The organism is Hafnia sp. HMSC23F03 (assembly GCF_001816025.1).
Classification (GTDB): domain Bacteria; phylum Pseudomonadota; class Gammaproteobacteria; order Enterobacterales; family Enterobacteriaceae; genus Hafnia; species Hafnia paralvei.
This window is the reverse complement of the sequence record NZ_KV824232.1, coordinates 117,658-134,653: the sequence shown is the minus strand read 5'-3', so window position 1 is coordinate 134,653 and position 16,996 is coordinate 117,658. Positions and strand designations below refer to the sequence as shown.

Below are 16,996 nucleotides of genomic sequence, written 5' to 3'. Positions count from 1 at the left end.
ACCTATCAAGCTTTGCCGGAGGACGAAATTCCCAGTTCCCGGCAGGCTTTGCCGATGATTTCGAGCGCCAACCGAATATGTCCCTGCGACAGTGCGCTGAAACCAAACAACATCAGCGTGTCTTGATTTTCTGCCAGATAGGCATTCTCGGAACCGTTACACATGCTGCCTAAGGTGTCGAAACGCACCCCCTCATGTAGGCAACGCTCACGTAGCTGACTTACGGTATCGGCAGATAGCGCGGTTTTTAAGGTGATATGTAAACCTGAAGAGATGCCGAGCAACTTCGCTTGTGGGAAAAGCGCCATTAGGCCTTCACACAATAGTTTTTGCCGCGCGCCGTATTCAATTTCCAGCTTACGCAAATGGCGGTGGTAGCCTTGATCATGCATGAAATCGGCCAAAAATTGCTGATAAAGCCAGCTTGCGCCGTGATTCCACAGCGCTTTTAAATTTAGAATGGGTTCCACCAAGCGCTCAGGACACACCATGAAACCAATTCGCATTCCAGGCCCCAGCGTTTTTGAAAAGCTGCTGAGATAAATCACGTTATTAGCATTTTCTAGCGATTTAAGTGCGGGCAGTGGCTGAGTCCCATAAAGAAACGTGGTGTCATAGTCGTCTTCAATCACGTACGCATTGGAACGTCGCGACCATTCGAGCAGCGTTTTTCGTCGCTCGAGCGGTAACGTTCCTCCCACGGGGTACTGGTGAGAGGGGGTTACATAGGCGAGTGCGCATTGCTGATTTGGTAAGCGCTCTGTTTGTAGACCAAAGTCATCAACGGGAATGGCGTGCCTGTGTGGCGTACAGCTACTGAACAAATTCCATGCACCGGAATAGCAGGGGGATTCAACCGCAATATGCTCCTGCGGCGTTAGCAGCGTGCGCGCGACTAAGGCGAGTCCTTCTTGAACGCCATTAGTAATGATGATGTGGTCAGGGTCGGTATGAATACCACGTGCATTGGCCAGATACTTCACCAGCTCTTGGCGTAGAGACATCAGACCTGCAGGTGGATGGTAGCGCGTCATCAAAAGATGTTTGCTGCGTGACGCCTTATTATTCCAACTGCGCCAACGCTGCCACGGAAATGAGGATTCATCTGGATTTCCCAGACTGAAGAACATCGGGCTATCGACGTCTACATAGGTGTCTGGAGCCTGAGTTTGCAATACGCTTGGCGGATGATCTAAATCACTCTGCGGTGTTTTTATCTCAGGTAGTTCAACGCGAGAAGAGCGGATGACGTTATAGCCAACGCCTGGGCGGCTGGCAATAAACCCTTCAAGCACCAGTTTTTCATATACAGCGGTGATGGTGTTGCGCGAAACCTGTAACTTCTCTCCGAGTTCTCGAATGGATGGCAGCCGTTCTCCATTGGTTAACACTCCGTTGTGTAGCGCCGTATGAATTTGCTGATAAATCTGTTTTTGCAGCGACAATGAGTCGTGGCGATCGAGGTTAAACGACAGCATTCGGAATCCGGATCAAAGAGAGTAAAAACGCCAGTATACGTGATTTTAGCAAGTTGAATGGGGTAACCATCAATATGTTGACACTAAATACATTACAATCAATTAATTACTTATCAATGCATCTCATTCGCGGATCTTGTTTACCCACATTGGTCATGAGAAGCTTTCTTGCGATAATCTATAACGAGTTAGGGTTTCTGAATAGAGACAGCTGGCGAAAAATATTGGGTTAGCAAAGATTGGGGGGTGGAACGCGCCGATCAGGATGCATTTATACAAGGAAATACTATGTCCCGAACTGTACTGAGCGCTCAGGGGACGCGTATCGCGATTATGGCTTCAGCCTTAGTCATTATCTTAGCCGGCGTTCGCGCCGCGTCAGAGATTATTGTGCCATTTCTTCTGGCACTGTTTCTGGCCATCATTCTCAACCCGCTGGTCAAAGTTTTAATGAAGCTACGCCTGCCTCGTTCCGCCGCGGTGGGATTGGTGTTGGTCATCATCATTCTGGGTTTGACGCTAATGATTGGCATGTTGGGATCGTCGTTGAATGACTTTAGCCGAACACTGCCACAATATCGTGGGATGCTCGCCAGCAAATTGGTGGCCTTGCAGCATATTGCAGAGCGATTAAATCTAAACTTTTCCCCCGTAGAGTTGGCAAACCATTTTGATCCAGGTGTGGTGATGAATATGGCGACACGAATTGTTACGCAGCTATCGGGCGCCATGTCGAGCCTGTTTCTGTTGCTGATGACCGTGGTATTTATGCTGATGGAAGTTCCTCATTTGCCTTATAAATTGCGCAAATCCCTATCAAACGCCGATGCAGGAATGGGGAGTATTCAGCGCGCGCTCGACGGTGTAACGCAGTATCTGGCGCTTAAAACGGGGATCAGCCTGATTACGGGCGTAGTGGTATGGCTCATGCTGCATCTGATGGGGATTCGTTTTGCCATGATGTGGGGCGTTTTAGCCTTTGTTCTCAACTATATTCCGAATATTGGGTCGGTGATTGCCGCTATTCCACCGGTTATTCAAGCGCTGTTGTTTAACAGTTTTGGTGATGCTGTCATGGTGGCTTCAGGGTATATCGCCATCAATATGGTGTTTGGCAATATTCTGGAGCCACGAGTTATGGGGCGTGGTTTGGGATTATCAACGCTGGTGGTATTTCTATCGTTGATATTTTGGGGATGGCTGCTGGGGCCGATAGGCATGTTGCTATCCGTACCGCTAACGATTGTCGTGAAAATTCTTCTGGAACTGACTCCGGTTGGCTCTCGGTTTGCCGTTTTACTGGGGGAAGGTATTGACGAGCAGAAAGCGTCTTAGACACTCGCTGTGCTGCTTACCCCCTTCTATTCGTGAAGGGGGAGACGGTAAGAGGGCGGTTTTAAGTGTAGAAAAGGTAAATATCTAACAGGAGTAGCAAAAGCGAAATGGCGAGATAAAAGACCAGATGGCTACGAACATTGTTAATAATCATCTGAATTAATTTGTCAAACATGAGTGCTACTCAAAATTGTCGTTGTGGAAATTATAATTTTTTATATTTCAAATCACAATGTGACACGGATATTTATATCCACTTTTTTGTGACTATTTTGAACAGCATTTTTTCTTGGTGAGGTCGTCATTTTTTGTCAATTTGCCCTGCAATTTCCCTCAAAAAAATGGGCATATTTCTTCCTGATTTCAGCCTGTGATTTACCGCTTTTACATGCTTTGAAAATGGCGGTGATTTTATTTTATTTGATTGAATTATAAGGTTATTTGCTTGATTCTTTTAGGTTAATAACGTCGGGAAATTAGTGAGGGATTATCTTAGACAAAAAGTCAAAAACTTGACCAATGTCACTAAAATGTGTCAATATAAAGATATGTAAAGACCAAGCGAGAAATAAAAAAACAGCTAAGGAGCGATAATTAATACAATAATTTCACCGGTAAAATTAACGAGCTTTCGTTAACGCTGCTGCATAGATCTCGCCTCACGCTGCGATCCTTAAATGTGATTAAGCCGTAATTACGGGGACGCGAAATCTATGGTGCTGCTGAGAATTAATTTAATGCACATCAAGGGTAACTATGACTGATCCTAAAGATACACTCGTATCCAATTCGCGAGAGAATAGCGCGCAACCACATTCTTCACATCTCGCTTTCTGGCGTAAAAGTCAGAAAACAAATCAAAAACCAGAAATGACCGTCGATGACATCACCATCGTAGACCGCAGCATGCTCAAGCGAGCCGTTGGCGCGGCTGCGCTAGGTAATGCTATGGAGTGGTTCGATTTTGGTGTGTACAGCTTTTTAGCCGTCACCATCGGTAAAGTCTTTTTCCCAAGCGGAAGTCCGGCGGCGCAGTTGATTGCGACTTTCGCCGCCTTTGCTGCGGCATTTTTAGTTCGTCCATTGGGCGGAATGGTCTTTGGTCCCTTAGGCGATAGAATCGGTCGCCAGAAGGTGCTGGCCTTCACCATGATTATGATGGCGGTAGGGACATTCTGTATCGGCCTGATCCCTAGCTATGAAAGTATTGGTATTGCGGCGCCTATATTGTTGCTGGTTGCTCGCTTGGTACAAGGTTTTTCGACCGGTGGTGAGTATGGTGGTGCGGCGACCTTTATCGCGGAATACTCCACGGACAAACGCCGCGGATTTATGGGGAGCTGGTTAGAATTTGGTACTTTTGGTGGTTATTTACTCGGTGCGATGTTGGTCACGGGGTTAACCGCAGCGATGCCAGAGGAAACCTTACTTGCTTGGGGCTGGAGAATTCCGTTCTTTATTGCCGCGCCTTTGGGACTATTTGGTCTCTATATCCGCCTGAAACTGGAAGAAACGCCAGCGTTCCAAAAGCATATGGAAAAGCAGGAAGCTATCGAAGAGAGCAAGCCAAAAATGGGGCTGTTCGAAATGATGGGAACCTACTGGCAGCAGATGCTGAAATGTATCGGCTTAGTACTGTTGTTTAACGTTTCAAACTATATGCTGACGTCCTATATGCCGAGTTACTTAACCGGGGTGTTAGGACTGAGCGAATTGAGTGGCCTGATGCTGATTATGGTGGTGATGTTTATCATGATGCCGCTGACGTTACTATGGGGTCACTGGAACGATAGGTTAGGACGTAAACCGGTGATTATGTTTGGTGCGCTTGGTTTAATTGTACTGGCTATTCCATCGCTGATGTTAATTGGCACTGGCAGTATGTGGGCGGTGTTTGCTGGACTCATGATTTTAGGCGTATTGCATACCTGCTTTAGTGGGACCATGCCATCGGCACTGCCTGCGCTGTTCACCACACAAACACGCTATAGTGCGTTGGCCGTCGGCTTTAATATCTCCGTCTCATTGTTTGGTGGTACTACGCCGCTGATTACCTCATGGCTGGTGTCTACCACGGGGAATCATCTGGTACCCGCTTACTATTTGATGGGGGCAGGTGTGATTGGCGCGATCACGGTGATGTTTATGCGTGAAACTGCACGTAAACCGCTACGCGGTTCGGCTCCAGCCGTTGCCACAAAGGCTGAGGCTAAAGCACTGATCCATAAGCTACGCTTACGCCGCCAGCGAAAAGAGCATGACCTTGTTCTACAAAATAACCAAGGTACTGCAAATTAATGCATTGCATCATTTAATTGTTGTATAAATAAGTATGCAATAATTTACATCACGATATAAAAGTATTTGATATAAAAAAGCCCGATAGTTCGGGCTTTTTACGTTTGAATTAAGCTGTTGTTATTCTTGTCGGTGGTGGAAAAATAACATATTTGATAACGTTATAGAGGTAGCAAAACTCTAGACGATTTCTGACATGCATCTTTTCGGTAATATGTTGCTTGTGAACATAAACTGTGCGACTGCATATATTGAGCCTACGCGCAATTTTATAGTTAGGCATTTCTTCCATCCAATATTGGATGATAGAGGACTCGCGTTCAGTGAGCACCGGGTAATCGCCAAAATATTGCTGTAGCGTTTTTTGCAGATTAGGCTTGAGATGAAGGTCTGACAGGGTGGCTAGTAGTGGAATTAGCTTTTGTTTATTAATGATATAGACATGGCAGTCTAGTATCACCGGTCTGGCGCTGTTCGGATATTCAGTATCGATGTATATGAATATTTTAGCTGAAGAGAAATGGCTGAAGAAATTGAGTAGCGTTGAATCTTGCCCATTAATTCGACAATAATCTGTCAGATTTACCAGAATAACATCGGGGTTAGGCATATCATTTTGTTCGGAAGCGTCAATGACTGAATTCACATGGTGAATATTTATAGCAGGTGCTTCCGAAAAAAAACAAGAAATACCTATTCGTGTGTAAAGACATTTGTCTACAATTAATACGTTCATTCATCATCCTTGAAAATAACGTGTTATGTCGAGCACTTGTGTTTATATAATCAAATCCCTTCTAACTTAGTGGTTTTAAACCGTGGTTGTCAATTTAAAAATAACGTTCAAACTGTTTATTGATGATTTTTATTAATACTTGCCCGCATAGGCATGCGGGCAGACAGGCAATAAATTAGAAACGATTAAGTTTGAACGCAGAAAGATCATACGGAACCGGTTTCCCAGCAGCCTGTAGTGCGATAATTTCGCCGAGAACGGTAGCGAATTTGAAACCATGACCGCTTAACCCCGTCACAACGCTGATTTGAGGGGCGTCTGGCAGAGTATCGATAATGAAATCCTCATCGGGTGAAACATCGTAAGTGCAGACTTCACCATGCAAACAAACGCCGACACCGGGTAAGAACCGGCGTAAAAAGCCAAAAACTTCGCTACCATCCTGAGGATTGGAGCCGAACGGACGGCGTTGTTCAGGTGCATCGATCGGCTGGCCGCCGTTGTGTTTGCCGAGTTTCAATCCATCATTGTTGAATGGGAAACCATAGAACTGATCTCCATCGGGAGTTTCAACGGTAAACGCAGGGAATTTATTGTTCTCGCTGTAGCGCCCATCGGCCTGATACCAAGAAAAGACTTTTCGCACCGGCGTCATGGGGAGTTCAGGTAGCAATGTTTTTGCCCAGGTTCCGGCCGTTACTGCTACTCTCGTTGCGCTGAATTCACCCTCGGCGGTAGAGATTTTAACGCCGTCCTGTTCAGGGGTAATGGCAGTCACCGGGCAGTTAAAATGTAACGTCGCTCCCGCTTCAGCTGCTTTCTCATTCAGTAGCCCAACCGCTAATTCTGATTTCAGATATCCCGCGTTGGCTTCCAATATGCCGACGTAATCATCGGGGACAGTCCATTCTGGCCAGCGTTGTTGTAGCTGGCTGGCGTTCATTTTTTCAACATTGAGCTGATATTGCGTCGCGCTGTTTTCTACGTTACGCATGAATTCAGACGTGGCAGGACCGATGTTAAGCACACCGCTACGATGGAAAAGTTGGACGGCGGACACCTCTTCCAGTTTCTCCCAAAGTTGCTGCGCGCGAAGCACTAACGGAACGTACTTTTCACCTTCGCCATAGGCGTGACGGATAATACGAGTATCGCCATGATGGCTACCATGACGATGGGGCGGGGTATGGCTATCGAGCATGAGTACGCTGAGGCCGGACATGGCGGCATAGTAGCCGGCCGCTGCACCGACAGAGCCACAGCCAACGATAGCTAAATCGTACTTCATAGAGGATCCTCCGAGTCATGGCTTGTTCCATGAGTGCGCCATTATTGTTTGAAACCAGTATTGTGTTGTTTCCATCATCAGGAATACACAATATCTACGATCTATTTTACAACCTGATGATAACCTCTGCACCGAAGGCGTAGGGCAATCTAAAGATAAAAAAACACCGCCTTGTGAGGGGCGGTGTTTTAGTGTTGCATAACTATACTAATGTTTAAGGTAATCAATGTCTTGGTATTCCGAGGACTCTATTTTTTCAATTCCGGCTTCAAGGATGTCAATGAGCTGCCGTGCGACATCTGTGGTTAACCACAGCGTGCGATCCACTTCCGCTTTCTCAGGATCTTGATCGCGTGAAGAAAGATAGTGCAGGCGAATCATTAGAGCATCATAGCTATCAACAGTACTAATATCCCAACCAACCACTGGGTGTGTCTGAATTACTTCATCTTTTCCATTCATAAAGACCCCCTATAACATAGTGACTGTCGTGAGCTACTAACCAGGATCTATGTGGCCCATAATGAGTGGGCACTTTCAGTATACGCATCTAACTGTTTGAATGGCGCTTTTTTTCACTCTTTTGTTAAAAAAATGTTTTGTGATGCAGGTTTGGCTAAAAAGTAGACTTTAGCTGACGCGATCGCTGTTAGTAGATGGAATGTCTCCCAGTCCTGAATTACGCGTTTCAAACAGTTCAGCGAGCTTGGCGAAATACTGTTGCGTCTTTTCATCATAGGTTTGGTTGTTGGCTTCTAATTTCAAGCTATGAGTCAGCAATTGGCAGCTTTTTTTCTCGAGTCCGAATGCCAGATAGGAAAAGGCCGTTTCCAACACATTGATTCTTCGTTGCTGATCGTGAATCAGTTCTAGAAGCTCACCAAATGTCATTGCATGTTCAGGGTTGTCGCTGTTCATTACTGCTGGTCCTCTGGTAAATGTCCTAGGGTATGAAATCTAAACCACATGTTTAAGTTAAGCGTAGACCACTCCTTTATACCAATACCATCAGACAAAGGAGATTTATGAGCGCGAGCAAAAGGCATAACTAGTAAAAAGAATGCTACTTTTCGCTTTTGTAGGATGAAAGGCGATCCATTCAAAGCCGTATCCGCTATAATTTGCGTCCCGTTTTTGGCTGGTTAAGATTTTCATGAATAGTTCTTTGCACCCTTCGACGCTTGAGCGCGCTCCTCAAGTCATCAATATCCCCGCTGGATACTTTGGTATGGTGCTGGGCATCATCGGTATGGGGTTTGCGTGGCGTTACGCATCAACGATCTGGCCGGTATCGCCTCTGGTTGGGGAAGGGCTAGTGGCGGTCGCCACGCTTATTTGGCTGAGTTTAGCGTTTGCTTTTGTATACCGCCTTTTACGTTATCCCTCGTTGGTCGTTGCCGAAATGCGCCATCCGCTGACCGGTAGTTTTGTCAGCCTTTTTCCTGCGACGACCATGCTGGTATCCATTGGGCTAGCGGCTTATCCACAGACGCGTCTTTTAGCCGAAATCCTATTTTCTGTGGGGGCCTGCGTACAGCTGTGCTATGCCGCATGGCAAAGTGCGGGATTATGGCGTGGTGAACATCCGGCAGAGGCCACCACTCCAGGACTATATTTACCAACGGTCGCGAATAATTTCATCAGCGCGATGGCGTGTGGTGCGCTGGGTTTTCACGATTTGGGAATTATGTTTTTTGGCGCAGGCGTATTTTCATGGCTGAGTCTAGAACCCGCAATTCTACACCGGCTGCGTAGTCACGGAGAGATGGCAAAACCGGTGCGTACATCGCTAGGGATCCAGCTAGCGCCTGCGCTAGTGGCATGCAGTGCCTATCTCAGCGTCAACGGCGGGCACACCGATTTTGTCGCCAAAATGCTATTTGGCTATGGTTTGTTGCAGCTGATTTTTATGCTCAGGCTGATGCCTTGGTATTTAAAACAGCCGTTTAACGCGTCGTTCTGGAGTTTTTCATTTGGTATCTCAGCGCTCGCGACCACCGCTTTGCACCTCAGCGTGGGTGAACAGGACGGGTTGTTCGTGGCGCTTGCTGTACCGATGTTTATTTTCACTAACGGGGTGATCGCGCTGCTGATGATTAAAACGCTGATCTTGTTATTACAGGGGCGTTTGATTCCACGTAGCGAAAGGCCGTGCTGTAAGCTCGGTGAATGAAAAATGTCGTTAGCACTAGGTAAAAAAAGCCGGGAAGCGACTCCCGGCCTACGTATTTTATTATATCCGCAGATATCCGTAGAAATAGCCTATGGCTAACGGAGATGGAACTCATAGCCTATTGTCACCCATTACAGGCAGTGAACTAGGCCTATTATTGGCACAAGATTGATATTTTCTTATGCTGTTGAATTGAGTTATTCGCTAAATCCGTTATCGAACCAGTCATCGGCACTTTCCCACGTCTCTTGCAGGACTTCCTCGATGCGTTCTTTATCCGCTTTTAAGCCACCCATAACGGTCAGCGTATTCGAGTTAGTCATTCGTACCTGTACAGCGGTATCAGGATAGATATGGTTTACTCGCTTAGAAAATTCATGGTTTAATGCTTCCAGAGCACCCTCTGGGAGTTTGTTGCGTTTATCCAAAGTTAATTCAATGCGCATGGTCGCCTCCGCATTCACAATATACTGTATATGTATACAGTCACTGTAAATCTAACGCAATACTGTACAAGCAATATTTTTTGATTTCTCAGTCGTTATCACCACACTTTTCCCTGAATCTGCGAACCGCCTCCGGTTTATGCTTCTGCGTAGCACGCCAAATTCGAGCCAGTGCACATTTTCTAATGTTTATGCTGCATATTATGAAACCTAATTGTGATAAAGATCCTAGGTAAACTAGCGATAACTTGGCTATGCAACGCTCCATTGGCGACGTTTTAGTTTGGGTATAGAAGCAATTTTATGTGAAAAACAACAAATAAAAGGATTCTCCATGCGTAAGATTACCTTGGCACTCAGTGCTATCGCTCTTGTGATTGGTCTAAACCACTCGGTACAAGCAAAGATATCAACGGATACGCCGCTTAATGCTGGGGTTACCGTGGCCCAATTGGCGCACCAAATGCCAATTCACTGGGTGTCCGTAGAACAGATTGAGAACAGTTTACAAGGCATTCCTGCGATGGCAGTCGGCTTTGATATTGACGATACCGTACTTTTTTCCAGCCCCGGTTTTTATCGTGGACAGAAGGAATATTCGCCACAAGATCAAAGCTATCTGAAGAATCCTGAGTTTTGGGAAAAGATGAATAACGGCTGGGATAGTTTCAGTATGCCAAAGCAGGTGGGCAAAGATTTGATCGCCATGCATCTAAAACGCGGGGATAGCATCTATTTCATCACCGGACGCAGCCCAACCAAAACTGAAACGGTGACAGAGACGCTGCGCGACGATTTCTCAATTCCGGCTGCCAGTATGAATTCGGTGATCTTTGCAGGTGATTTGCCGGGGCAAAATACTAAGGTGAATTGGATTAAGGACAAGAAGATTAAGATTTACTACGGCGATTCTGATGGCGACATCAACGCGGCTCGTGATGTTGGGATCCGAGGTATCCGCGTGTTGCGTGCTTCAAACTCAAGCTACCAGCCGTTGCCGAAGGCCGGTGCGTTGGGGGAAGAGGTTATCGTCAACTCTGAATACTAATGCATAGATTTAGCGGGGCAGAATGTCTGCTTCGCTAAGTTAATCAACCGGCTTTTGCAGCCAGGTTAAAGTATCAACCAGACTTTCAGTTTTTTCTTCCACCACGCGTAGTGCGTCTGCCATACCTTGGTTATAGAAATGCGCGCCGAGTTCTTTGGCGAAAAAATCCAGCAAAAACTCAGCGTCAAAATCGCCGATTTCCACATCTAATTCGCGTTGCAGATACTTTTGCAGTTTATCCACCATGTGAGCGGTTTGGTCACGGCTGAACGTTATTTCACTCATAGCATGGCCTGATCTTCATAAACGGTATCAACAAGAATATTTTGTTTTTTAAGATGATCTCTATACCCATCGTCAAGGCGATAATCCGTAATGACGCGAGAAATGGCCTTCAGCGGTTGCAGCGGGTTAGGATGAATTTGCCCAAATTTTGACGAGTCGGTAAGTATGATATTTTCCACGCCCTTGGCTAGCACCGTATTGGCAACATCGGCGCGCATCATATCGCGTCCGGTAAAACCGGTTTCGGGATGATAGCCGTCAATACCCAGGAAAGCCTTGCTGAAATAGACCTGCTGAATACATTGGCGGGTGAGTGGCCCAACCATGGTTTCACTTCCTTTTTGATACAGGCCGCCCATCAGGATGACCTCACACTCGGTTTCTTTTAATAAGTGAGCGATATAGGTACTGACCGTGATCAGCGTGACCCGCTTGCGTTCTGCCAAATAGCGAGCCAGTAGGGCGTTGGTGCTGCCGTTTTCGATGAAAATGGTTTCGCCATCGTTGACCAACGAGGCGGCATAGGCGGCAAGCTTCTGTTTTAGGGTGAAGTTAATCATCATTCGAGCATCAACGTCGTCGCTCTCAAAGGCAACGGCGTAGCCATGTATGCGCTTTAGGTAGTTACGTTTTTCCAACAGATTCAAATCCTGACGGATAGTAACTTCTGAAACGCCGGTATTACGTGACAAATCTGCCACGCTGACGCGGCGTAGATCGTTAACATATTGCAGAATGGCTTGCTGTCTTGAATTCATGAGTTCCTTGGCTTAGCGTCGTATTACATCGGTGGCCGCAGCCACCGATGGTTCAGAGATGAGTCGCCACACATCAAAGCGTATGTTCGGTACGGGCGATAATATCATCCTGAGCGTCAGGAGATAAGGCCGTAAAAAAGGCAGAATAGCCTGCGACGCGAACAACGAGGTCGCGATAGTGCTCTGGATGTGCTTTGGCTTCTAACAACGTTTCGCGTGAAACAATGTTGTACTGAACGTGCCAGCCGCGATGGACTTCGAAGAAGGTGCGTAACATCAGCATCAGCTTTTCACGATCGCGAGGAGCTTCGAGCGTTGCCGGATTCAATTTTTGGTTCAGCAATACGCCGCCCAGTATTGCTTGGGTCGGCAACTTAGCCAGTGAGTTAAATACCGCCGTTGGCCCGAGGTGGTCGGTTCCTGATGCTGGACTAGCGCCTTCGGCTAAAGGTGTGTTGGCTTTGCGTCCGTCCGGCGTGGCCTGTGTGGCGGCACCAAAAGGCACGTTGGCGGAAATGGACGACGTTCCCGCATAGTAGGTGCCGCCGATAGGTCCGCGACCAAAGCGGGTATTGTGATATTGCTTCAGCTCCTCAATATAGGTTTGATAAGCACGAACCAGCAGATTATCGACGTCATCTACGTCGTTGCCGTATTTAGGCGCGTTGTTCATCAGGCGCTGGCGCAGCAGTTCTCCGTCTAAACCGTCAAAGTCATTTTCCAATGCGGCGGCCAGTTGTTGTTGACCAATGGCGCCTTGCTCAAACACCAGTTTACGCACGGCGGCTAAGCTGTTACCCAAATTGGCGATCCCAACCTGTAGGCCGGATACCCAGTCGTATTTGGCTCCGCCTTGCTTCACGCTTTTGCCCCTTTCGATGCAGTCGTCAACCAACGCAGAGCAAATGATGTCGTGCGCATTTTCTTCCAGCACGGTATCAACCACACATTCGATTTCGATGGATTTGCGCGTGTAGTAACGAATTTGCTCGTCCCATGCCTGCATGACCTGTTCGAAATCATCAAAATTGCCTTTCGACAGGGCGCGCTCTTGAGGGAGGAAAACTTTGCCGCTGGTGGCATCACGTCCTTGCTCCAGCGCAGCGAGCATCACCCGAGCAAAGTTGATAAAACTCATGCCGGTGCAGCGATACCCCCACTTACCGCCGACGGCGGTTTCAATACAGCCAATTGCGGCATAGTCATAGGCATCCTGCGGTTCAACGCCTAACTTGATAAATTCTGGAATAACAATTTCATCGTTATTAAACGCAGGCATACCGAAGCCACAGCGAATGACCTGCACGCAGGCATCAAGAAAATCATTACTCATTCCCGCATGATAGCGGACGCTGAGATTTGGCTGCGTTGAGCGTAAACGGCCGCAAGACTCTAACACCGCATAGGAGAGGGGATTAACCGCGTCACACGGCTGCCCGTTTAGCAGTGTTTGTCCACCGATGGTGACATTTTGGTACAGCGGGCTCCCCGCAGACGCTTTAGAGTGAGAACCCGAACGGATTTTGTTCACCTCGAGCAGTTTCAGCCAGCAACCCTGCAGAAGCTCAATCGCAAATTCACGGCTGATATGCTGAGTTAACTCCACGTCGCGGCGGTACCACGGATAGAGATATTGATCGAGGCGGCCAAACGAAACCGAATGACCATTGGATTCAATCTGTAATACCAACTGGATGAAATAACAGAGTTGGAGTGCCTGCCAGAATGTTTGCGGTGGCTGATGGGCAATCAGCTCGCAGTTTTCAGCGATATGAATGAGCTCAGATTGGCGCTCGGCACGGGTTTCCTGCTTCGCCATTTTTCGCGCTAATTCAGCATAACGTAAAATGTGCTCGCTCAGCGCGGCTAATGCGATATCGATAGATTTAAGAAACTGCTCTTTATGCAAGTCATCCCAGTCTGTGAGCTGCAAACGGCCACGACGCTCATCGACTTTTTCACGCAGGCCATCCAAACCTTTTTCTAATAACAACGGAAAATTCACCGCCAGATGGGCATCGCCGGAGGTCATATTCCCTTCAGCTTTGATAATGCCCGTCGCTAGCAAGGCTTTCTGCTCATCGGTAAAGATACCGTAGCAGCGATCTTGTACCGTCTGTCCCCGCCACCATGGGCAAATTTTGTGTAATACCGCTTTGTTTTCCGCTGAAACAGAGAACCCTGCGCCAGGACGATCGGCTAACTCATCGATCTCCTGCTCAATCCAACTGACGGTGTATTCTGGGAATATTGGCGCGGCACGGACTTCGCTGGCCTGATTACCAATAATTAATTCATCGTGTTTAATCCAGATCGTGCGCTGCTGCAAATGGTGAGCCAATGCCAGCGCGCGGCGAACGGGTAATGGCTTATCCTGATGATGCTGATACATTGCGGTGTAGTGCTGAGCGCGTTCGGTACATACCGGCGGTTTAGCAATATGGATCAGAGTTTCTTTGTGTGCGCGAATGCGTGGCGACAGCGTAGTCAAATCAAGTTGAGTCATAGCATTATCCTCGTAGCAGAGCCGTTAGACCTTTGTCGCGGGCGTATTGCTGCGCAAAGTCGAGTAACTCTGGGTTATCCAATGGTTTATCCGCGGCTAGATAGGGCATATCCAACAGGCGGTATTTGTTAATACCAAGGGTGTGGTAGGGCAAAAAATGAATTTCGTTTACGCCAAGCTCATTAGCGGCAAAATCGGTGATGGCGCGAATAGACGCTTCATCGGCGTTGAAATCGGGAATAAGCGGTACTCGGATGGTCATATTTACACCGCGCTGGGCAAGACGACAAAAATTATCCATAACGCGTTTTGCAGAACCTTCAGTCCACTGCTTAAAGGTGTCTGCGTTGACGTGTTTGAGATCGGCCAATAGCAGGTCTAGGTACTCAAGACTGGGTTCGATATTGTGCCAAGGCACGTGTAGACAGGACTCTACCGCGGTATGGATTTGGTGCTCATGGCAACGTTTGAGTAATTCAGAACAGGTTTCGGGTTGCATAAATGGTTCGCCGCCGGAGAGCGTTAATCCTCCACCGGTACGCTGATAAAAAGGGGCGTCGCGCATCACGGTGGCCATCACTTCATCCAGATCCAGCGTGGTTCCGCACACAGAGAGCGCGCCAGTGGGGCAGCATTCTTGCAAACGATCTAAATCGGTTTCACTGAGTGCTTCACGGTTGATCGTAATGCCGCTACCGCCATGAAGAATGGCCTGTGGCACACATTGTTCGCATAGCTGACAGCCTTCGATACACAGACGTGCATCAAACAGCACCTGACGTTTACGTGAACGGCTTTCTGGGTTTTGACACCAACGGCAACCCAAAGAACATCCTTTGAGAAATACCACGGTGCGGATACCTGGGCCGTCATGAGTGGAATAGCGTTGCAGGTTGAATAGCATGCGAACTCCGAAGCGTATTAATTGCGCAAATATTACTAACGAAGATTAATGCACTTTCGAATGAAAGTTAGTTTGACATTGATCAACTCGAGATGGGTTTAATGCTTTATAGTGTTCACAATAAGACGTTGAGCACATTTTCGTGAGGGGAAGTAAATGGAACTGTATCTGGATACGGCAGACGTTATTGCGGTGAAAAGATTGGCGCGCGTTTTGCCATTGCAGGGTGTCACCACTAACCCAAGCATCATTGCCAAAGAGGGCAAATCACTGTGGGAAGTTTTGCCGGCGCTGCGAGATGCGTTAGGTGGTACGGGTAAACTCTTTGCGCAGGTCATAGCGAATGACTCCGAGCGCATGGTCACCGAAGCGGTCATGATGACTGAACGCGTCTCTGGTGTTATTGTGAAAATACCGACCACGGCTGAAGGGTTAGCGGCAATCAAGAAGCTGAACACGATGAATATCGCGACGTTAGGCACAGCCGTATACGGTGCAGGTCAAGGCCTGCTGGCGGCAATGGCGGGAGCCGCTTATGTGGCACCTTATGTGAATCGCGTGGATGCGCAGGGCGGTGACGGCATTGGTATGGTGCGCGAATTACATCAGTTACTAAAAATGCATGCCCCTGATTCCCGCGTGCTAGCGGCCAGCTTCAAAACGCCTCGTCAGGCTTTAGATTGCATGCTGGCGGGCTGCGAAGCCATTACGTTGCCTATTGATATCGCCGAGCAAATGCTGCTCAGTCCCGCGGTGCAGTCTGCGGTTGAGAAATTTGAGCAAGACTGGCAAGGAGCCTTTGGTACTAACGTGCTGGGCTAATCAAATATTTGTGTTTTTATAACGCGTTGCAGAAAACGGCATTTTAGGATGCCGTTTTTTGTTTGAAACGTTCAGATTTAATGGGGGGATTTGAACGTATGGCTACGGCAGTGCCTAACTCATTATCCTGTCGTAATAAATAATCGCTTCACACCTATTGCTCATCCTGAGTCTCACAGTCCATATAGTTAATGGTATGGTCACCATCTCGTAAAGAGACTCGCGCATAGTTGCCTAGCTGAGTGATGCTGGCGAATTTTGCGTGAGTATCTAATAAACTATACGAAACACCTCGACTACTGGCGAATACGGTAAAGCTCGTGTATTTGAATAGTTCATCTCCATTGTAGTAAATAGTCTGTTTACCAAAATCAATGTAAACAAAGTTATTTCTCGGTTTATCTGCAATCAAACTTTCACATTTCATTGCAAGACTGCCGCTTAAATCCTGATTCAAATGAAAACGATCCCGCGCATCATTCCCTGCTTCACGCCCTTTGACAAAACTCACACACCCAACGGCAACGACTAACGCGCCAATAATCAGAGTGCTTTTGGTGCTCAACATATTTTCAATCTACCTTCATTATTTAATATACGGCTTGAATGGTTCCGACTTGCACGATTAGCACGTAAACGTGTCTTGGATAGCTGCAAGCACATCCGGTGATAATTTATCAGTGTGTTGGACAATATCTGATGCGCTATAGATTCTCAGAACAGGGAGGTCAGCTAAACCGAGCCCATCACGCGGAACTTGATTACGATTCGCTTCAATTATTTTTTAAATATTATACATAAATACTGCGAATTATTGCGTTACGGTCTCCTGACCGCTTATTTCATCAACAAGAATTGCGACATTTCTTATTCATGAAAAGTGGACAAAATCATCCTGTTCAAAATTAAATACGTCATC

At 47.2% G+C, this 16,996-nt stretch carries 17 protein-coding genes; 5 read left to right on the top strand and 12 right to left on the bottom strand.

Annotated features, from left to right (window positions below):
* Nucleotides 1-5: 5 nt before the first annotated feature.
* A complete protein-coding gene (locus HMPREF3091_RS14495; RefSeq protein ID WP_004092977.1) occupies nucleotides 6-1,478 on the bottom strand; it encodes a MocR-like pyridoxine biosynthesis transcription factor PdxR in 1,473 nt (490 codons plus the stop codon).
* A 288-nt stretch (nucleotides 1,479-1,766) separates the two neighbouring features.
* Between HMPREF3091_RS14495 and HMPREF3091_RS14490 the strand changes: the two genes are divergently transcribed.
* Nucleotides 1,767-2,813 (top strand): AI-2E family transporter, encoded by a 1,047-nt coding sequence (locus tag HMPREF3091_RS14490; protein ID WP_070716593.1) that lies wholly within the window; start codon nucleotides 1,767-1,769, stop codon nucleotides 2,811-2,813.
* 61 nt (nucleotides 2,814-2,874) lie between these two features.
* Here the strand turns inward: HMPREF3091_RS14490 and HMPREF3091_RS22510 are convergent, their stop codons facing one another.
* Nucleotides 2,875-2,967 (bottom strand): DUF2770 domain-containing protein, encoded by a 93-nt coding sequence (locus HMPREF3091_RS22510; RefSeq protein WP_321573297.1) that lies wholly within the window; start codon nucleotides 2,965-2,967, stop codon nucleotides 2,875-2,877.
* 602 nt (nucleotides 2,968-3,569) lie between these two features.
* Between HMPREF3091_RS22510 and proP the strand changes: the two genes are divergently transcribed.
* Nucleotides 3,570-5,111, top strand: a complete 1,542-nt coding sequence (gene proP, locus HMPREF3091_RS14485) for a glycine betaine/L-proline transporter ProP (RefSeq protein WP_070716591.1) — start codon at nucleotides 3,570-3,572, stop codon at nucleotides 5,109-5,111.
* A gap of 109 nt (nucleotides 5,112-5,220) precedes the next feature.
* On the opposite strand, the gene HMPREF3091_RS14480 is transcribed toward proP, so the two are convergent.
* The 4 genes from HMPREF3091_RS14480 to HMPREF3091_RS14465 form a co-directional block, all read right to left on the bottom strand.
* Entirely contained in the window at nucleotides 5,221-5,847 is a 627-nt protein-coding gene (locus tag HMPREF3091_RS14480) for a response regulator transcription factor (RefSeq protein WP_070716589.1), read from the bottom strand.
* Nucleotides 5,848-6,022: 175 nt separating this feature from the next.
* Nucleotides 6,023-7,135: an N-methyl-L-tryptophan oxidase gene (gene solA, locus HMPREF3091_RS14475; RefSeq protein WP_070716587.1), complete on the bottom strand. Its 1,113-nt coding sequence runs from the start codon at nucleotides 7,133-7,135 to the stop codon at nucleotides 6,023-6,025.
* A 207-nt stretch (nucleotides 7,136-7,342) separates the two neighbouring features.
* Nucleotides 7,343-7,597, bottom strand: a complete 255-nt coding sequence (gene bssS, locus HMPREF3091_RS14470) for a biofilm formation regulator BssS (protein ID WP_004092990.1) — start codon at nucleotides 7,595-7,597, stop codon at nucleotides 7,343-7,345.
* Nucleotides 7,598-7,765: 168 nt separating this feature from the next.
* Nucleotides 7,766-8,053, bottom strand: a complete 288-nt coding sequence (locus HMPREF3091_RS14465; RefSeq protein ID WP_070716586.1) for a hypothetical protein — start codon at nucleotides 8,051-8,053, stop codon at nucleotides 7,766-7,768.
* A 235-nt stretch (nucleotides 8,054-8,288) separates the two neighbouring features.
* Here HMPREF3091_RS14465 and tehA point away from each other — a divergent pair, with 235 nt between their 5' ends.
* A complete protein-coding gene (gene tehA, locus HMPREF3091_RS14460) occupies nucleotides 8,289-9,308 on the top strand; it encodes a dicarboxylate transporter/tellurite-resistance protein TehA (RefSeq protein ID WP_070716584.1) in 1,020 nt (339 codons plus the stop codon).
* Between the two features lie 197 nt (nucleotides 9,309-9,505).
* Here tehA and dinI read toward each other — a convergent pair whose 3' ends face one another.
* Nucleotides 9,506-9,754 carry a DNA damage-inducible protein I gene (gene dinI, locus HMPREF3091_RS14455; RefSeq protein WP_008813764.1) on the bottom strand — a complete coding sequence of 83 codons (249 nt, stop codon included), beginning with the start codon at nucleotides 9,752-9,754 and terminating at the stop codon, nucleotides 9,506-9,508.
* Between the two features lie 334 nt (nucleotides 9,755-10,088).
* On the opposite strand from dinI, the gene aphA reads away from it, so the two are divergent.
* Complete coding sequence (aphA, locus tag HMPREF3091_RS14450; protein ID WP_004092994.1) at nucleotides 10,089-10,802, top strand: acid phosphatase AphA; 714 nt, start codon at nucleotides 10,089-10,091, stop codon at nucleotides 10,800-10,802.
* Nucleotides 10,803-10,841: 39 nt separating this feature from the next.
* Here aphA and HMPREF3091_RS14445 read toward each other — a convergent pair whose 3' ends face one another.
* The 4 genes from HMPREF3091_RS14445 to HMPREF3091_RS14430 all read right to left on the bottom strand — a co-directional run bounded on the left by HMPREF3091_RS14445 (nucleotide 10,842) and on the right by HMPREF3091_RS14430 (nucleotide 15,255).
* Entirely contained in the window at nucleotides 10,842-11,087 is a 246-nt protein-coding gene (locus HMPREF3091_RS14445; protein ID WP_070716582.1) for a DUF2164 domain-containing protein, read from the bottom strand.
* Nucleotides 11,084-11,845 (bottom strand): DeoR/GlpR family DNA-binding transcription regulator, encoded by a 762-nt coding sequence (locus HMPREF3091_RS14440; RefSeq protein ID WP_004092998.1) that lies wholly within the window; start codon nucleotides 11,843-11,845, stop codon nucleotides 11,084-11,086. The genes HMPREF3091_RS14445 and HMPREF3091_RS14440 overlap by 4 nt, the downstream gene beginning before the upstream one ends.
* 73 nt (nucleotides 11,846-11,918) lie before the next feature.
* Entirely contained in the window at nucleotides 11,919-14,351 is a 2,433-nt protein-coding gene (locus tag HMPREF3091_RS14435) for a formate C-acetyltransferase/glycerol dehydratase family glycyl radical enzyme (protein WP_070716581.1), read from the bottom strand.
* Nucleotides 14,352-14,355: 4 nt separating this feature from the next.
* Complete coding sequence (locus tag HMPREF3091_RS14430; protein ID WP_070716579.1) at nucleotides 14,356-15,255, bottom strand: glycyl-radical enzyme activating protein; 900 nt, start codon at nucleotides 15,253-15,255, stop codon at nucleotides 14,356-14,358.
* Nucleotides 15,256-15,411: 156 nt separating this feature from the next.
* On the opposite strand from HMPREF3091_RS14430, the gene fsa reads away from it, so the two are divergent.
* Nucleotides 15,412-16,077 (top strand): fructose-6-phosphate aldolase, encoded by a 666-nt coding sequence (gene fsa, locus HMPREF3091_RS14425; RefSeq protein WP_004093003.1) that lies wholly within the window; start codon nucleotides 15,412-15,414, stop codon nucleotides 16,075-16,077.
* A gap of 154 nt (nucleotides 16,078-16,231) precedes the next feature.
* On the opposite strand, the gene HMPREF3091_RS14420 is transcribed toward fsa, so the two are convergent.
* The gene (locus tag HMPREF3091_RS14420; protein WP_004093005.1) at nucleotides 16,232-16,645 is read right to left on the bottom strand and encodes a hypothetical protein; all 414 of its coding nucleotides are present in this window, start codon (nucleotides 16,643-16,645) and stop codon (nucleotides 16,232-16,234) included.
* Nucleotides 16,646-16,996 lie beyond the last annotated feature (351 nt).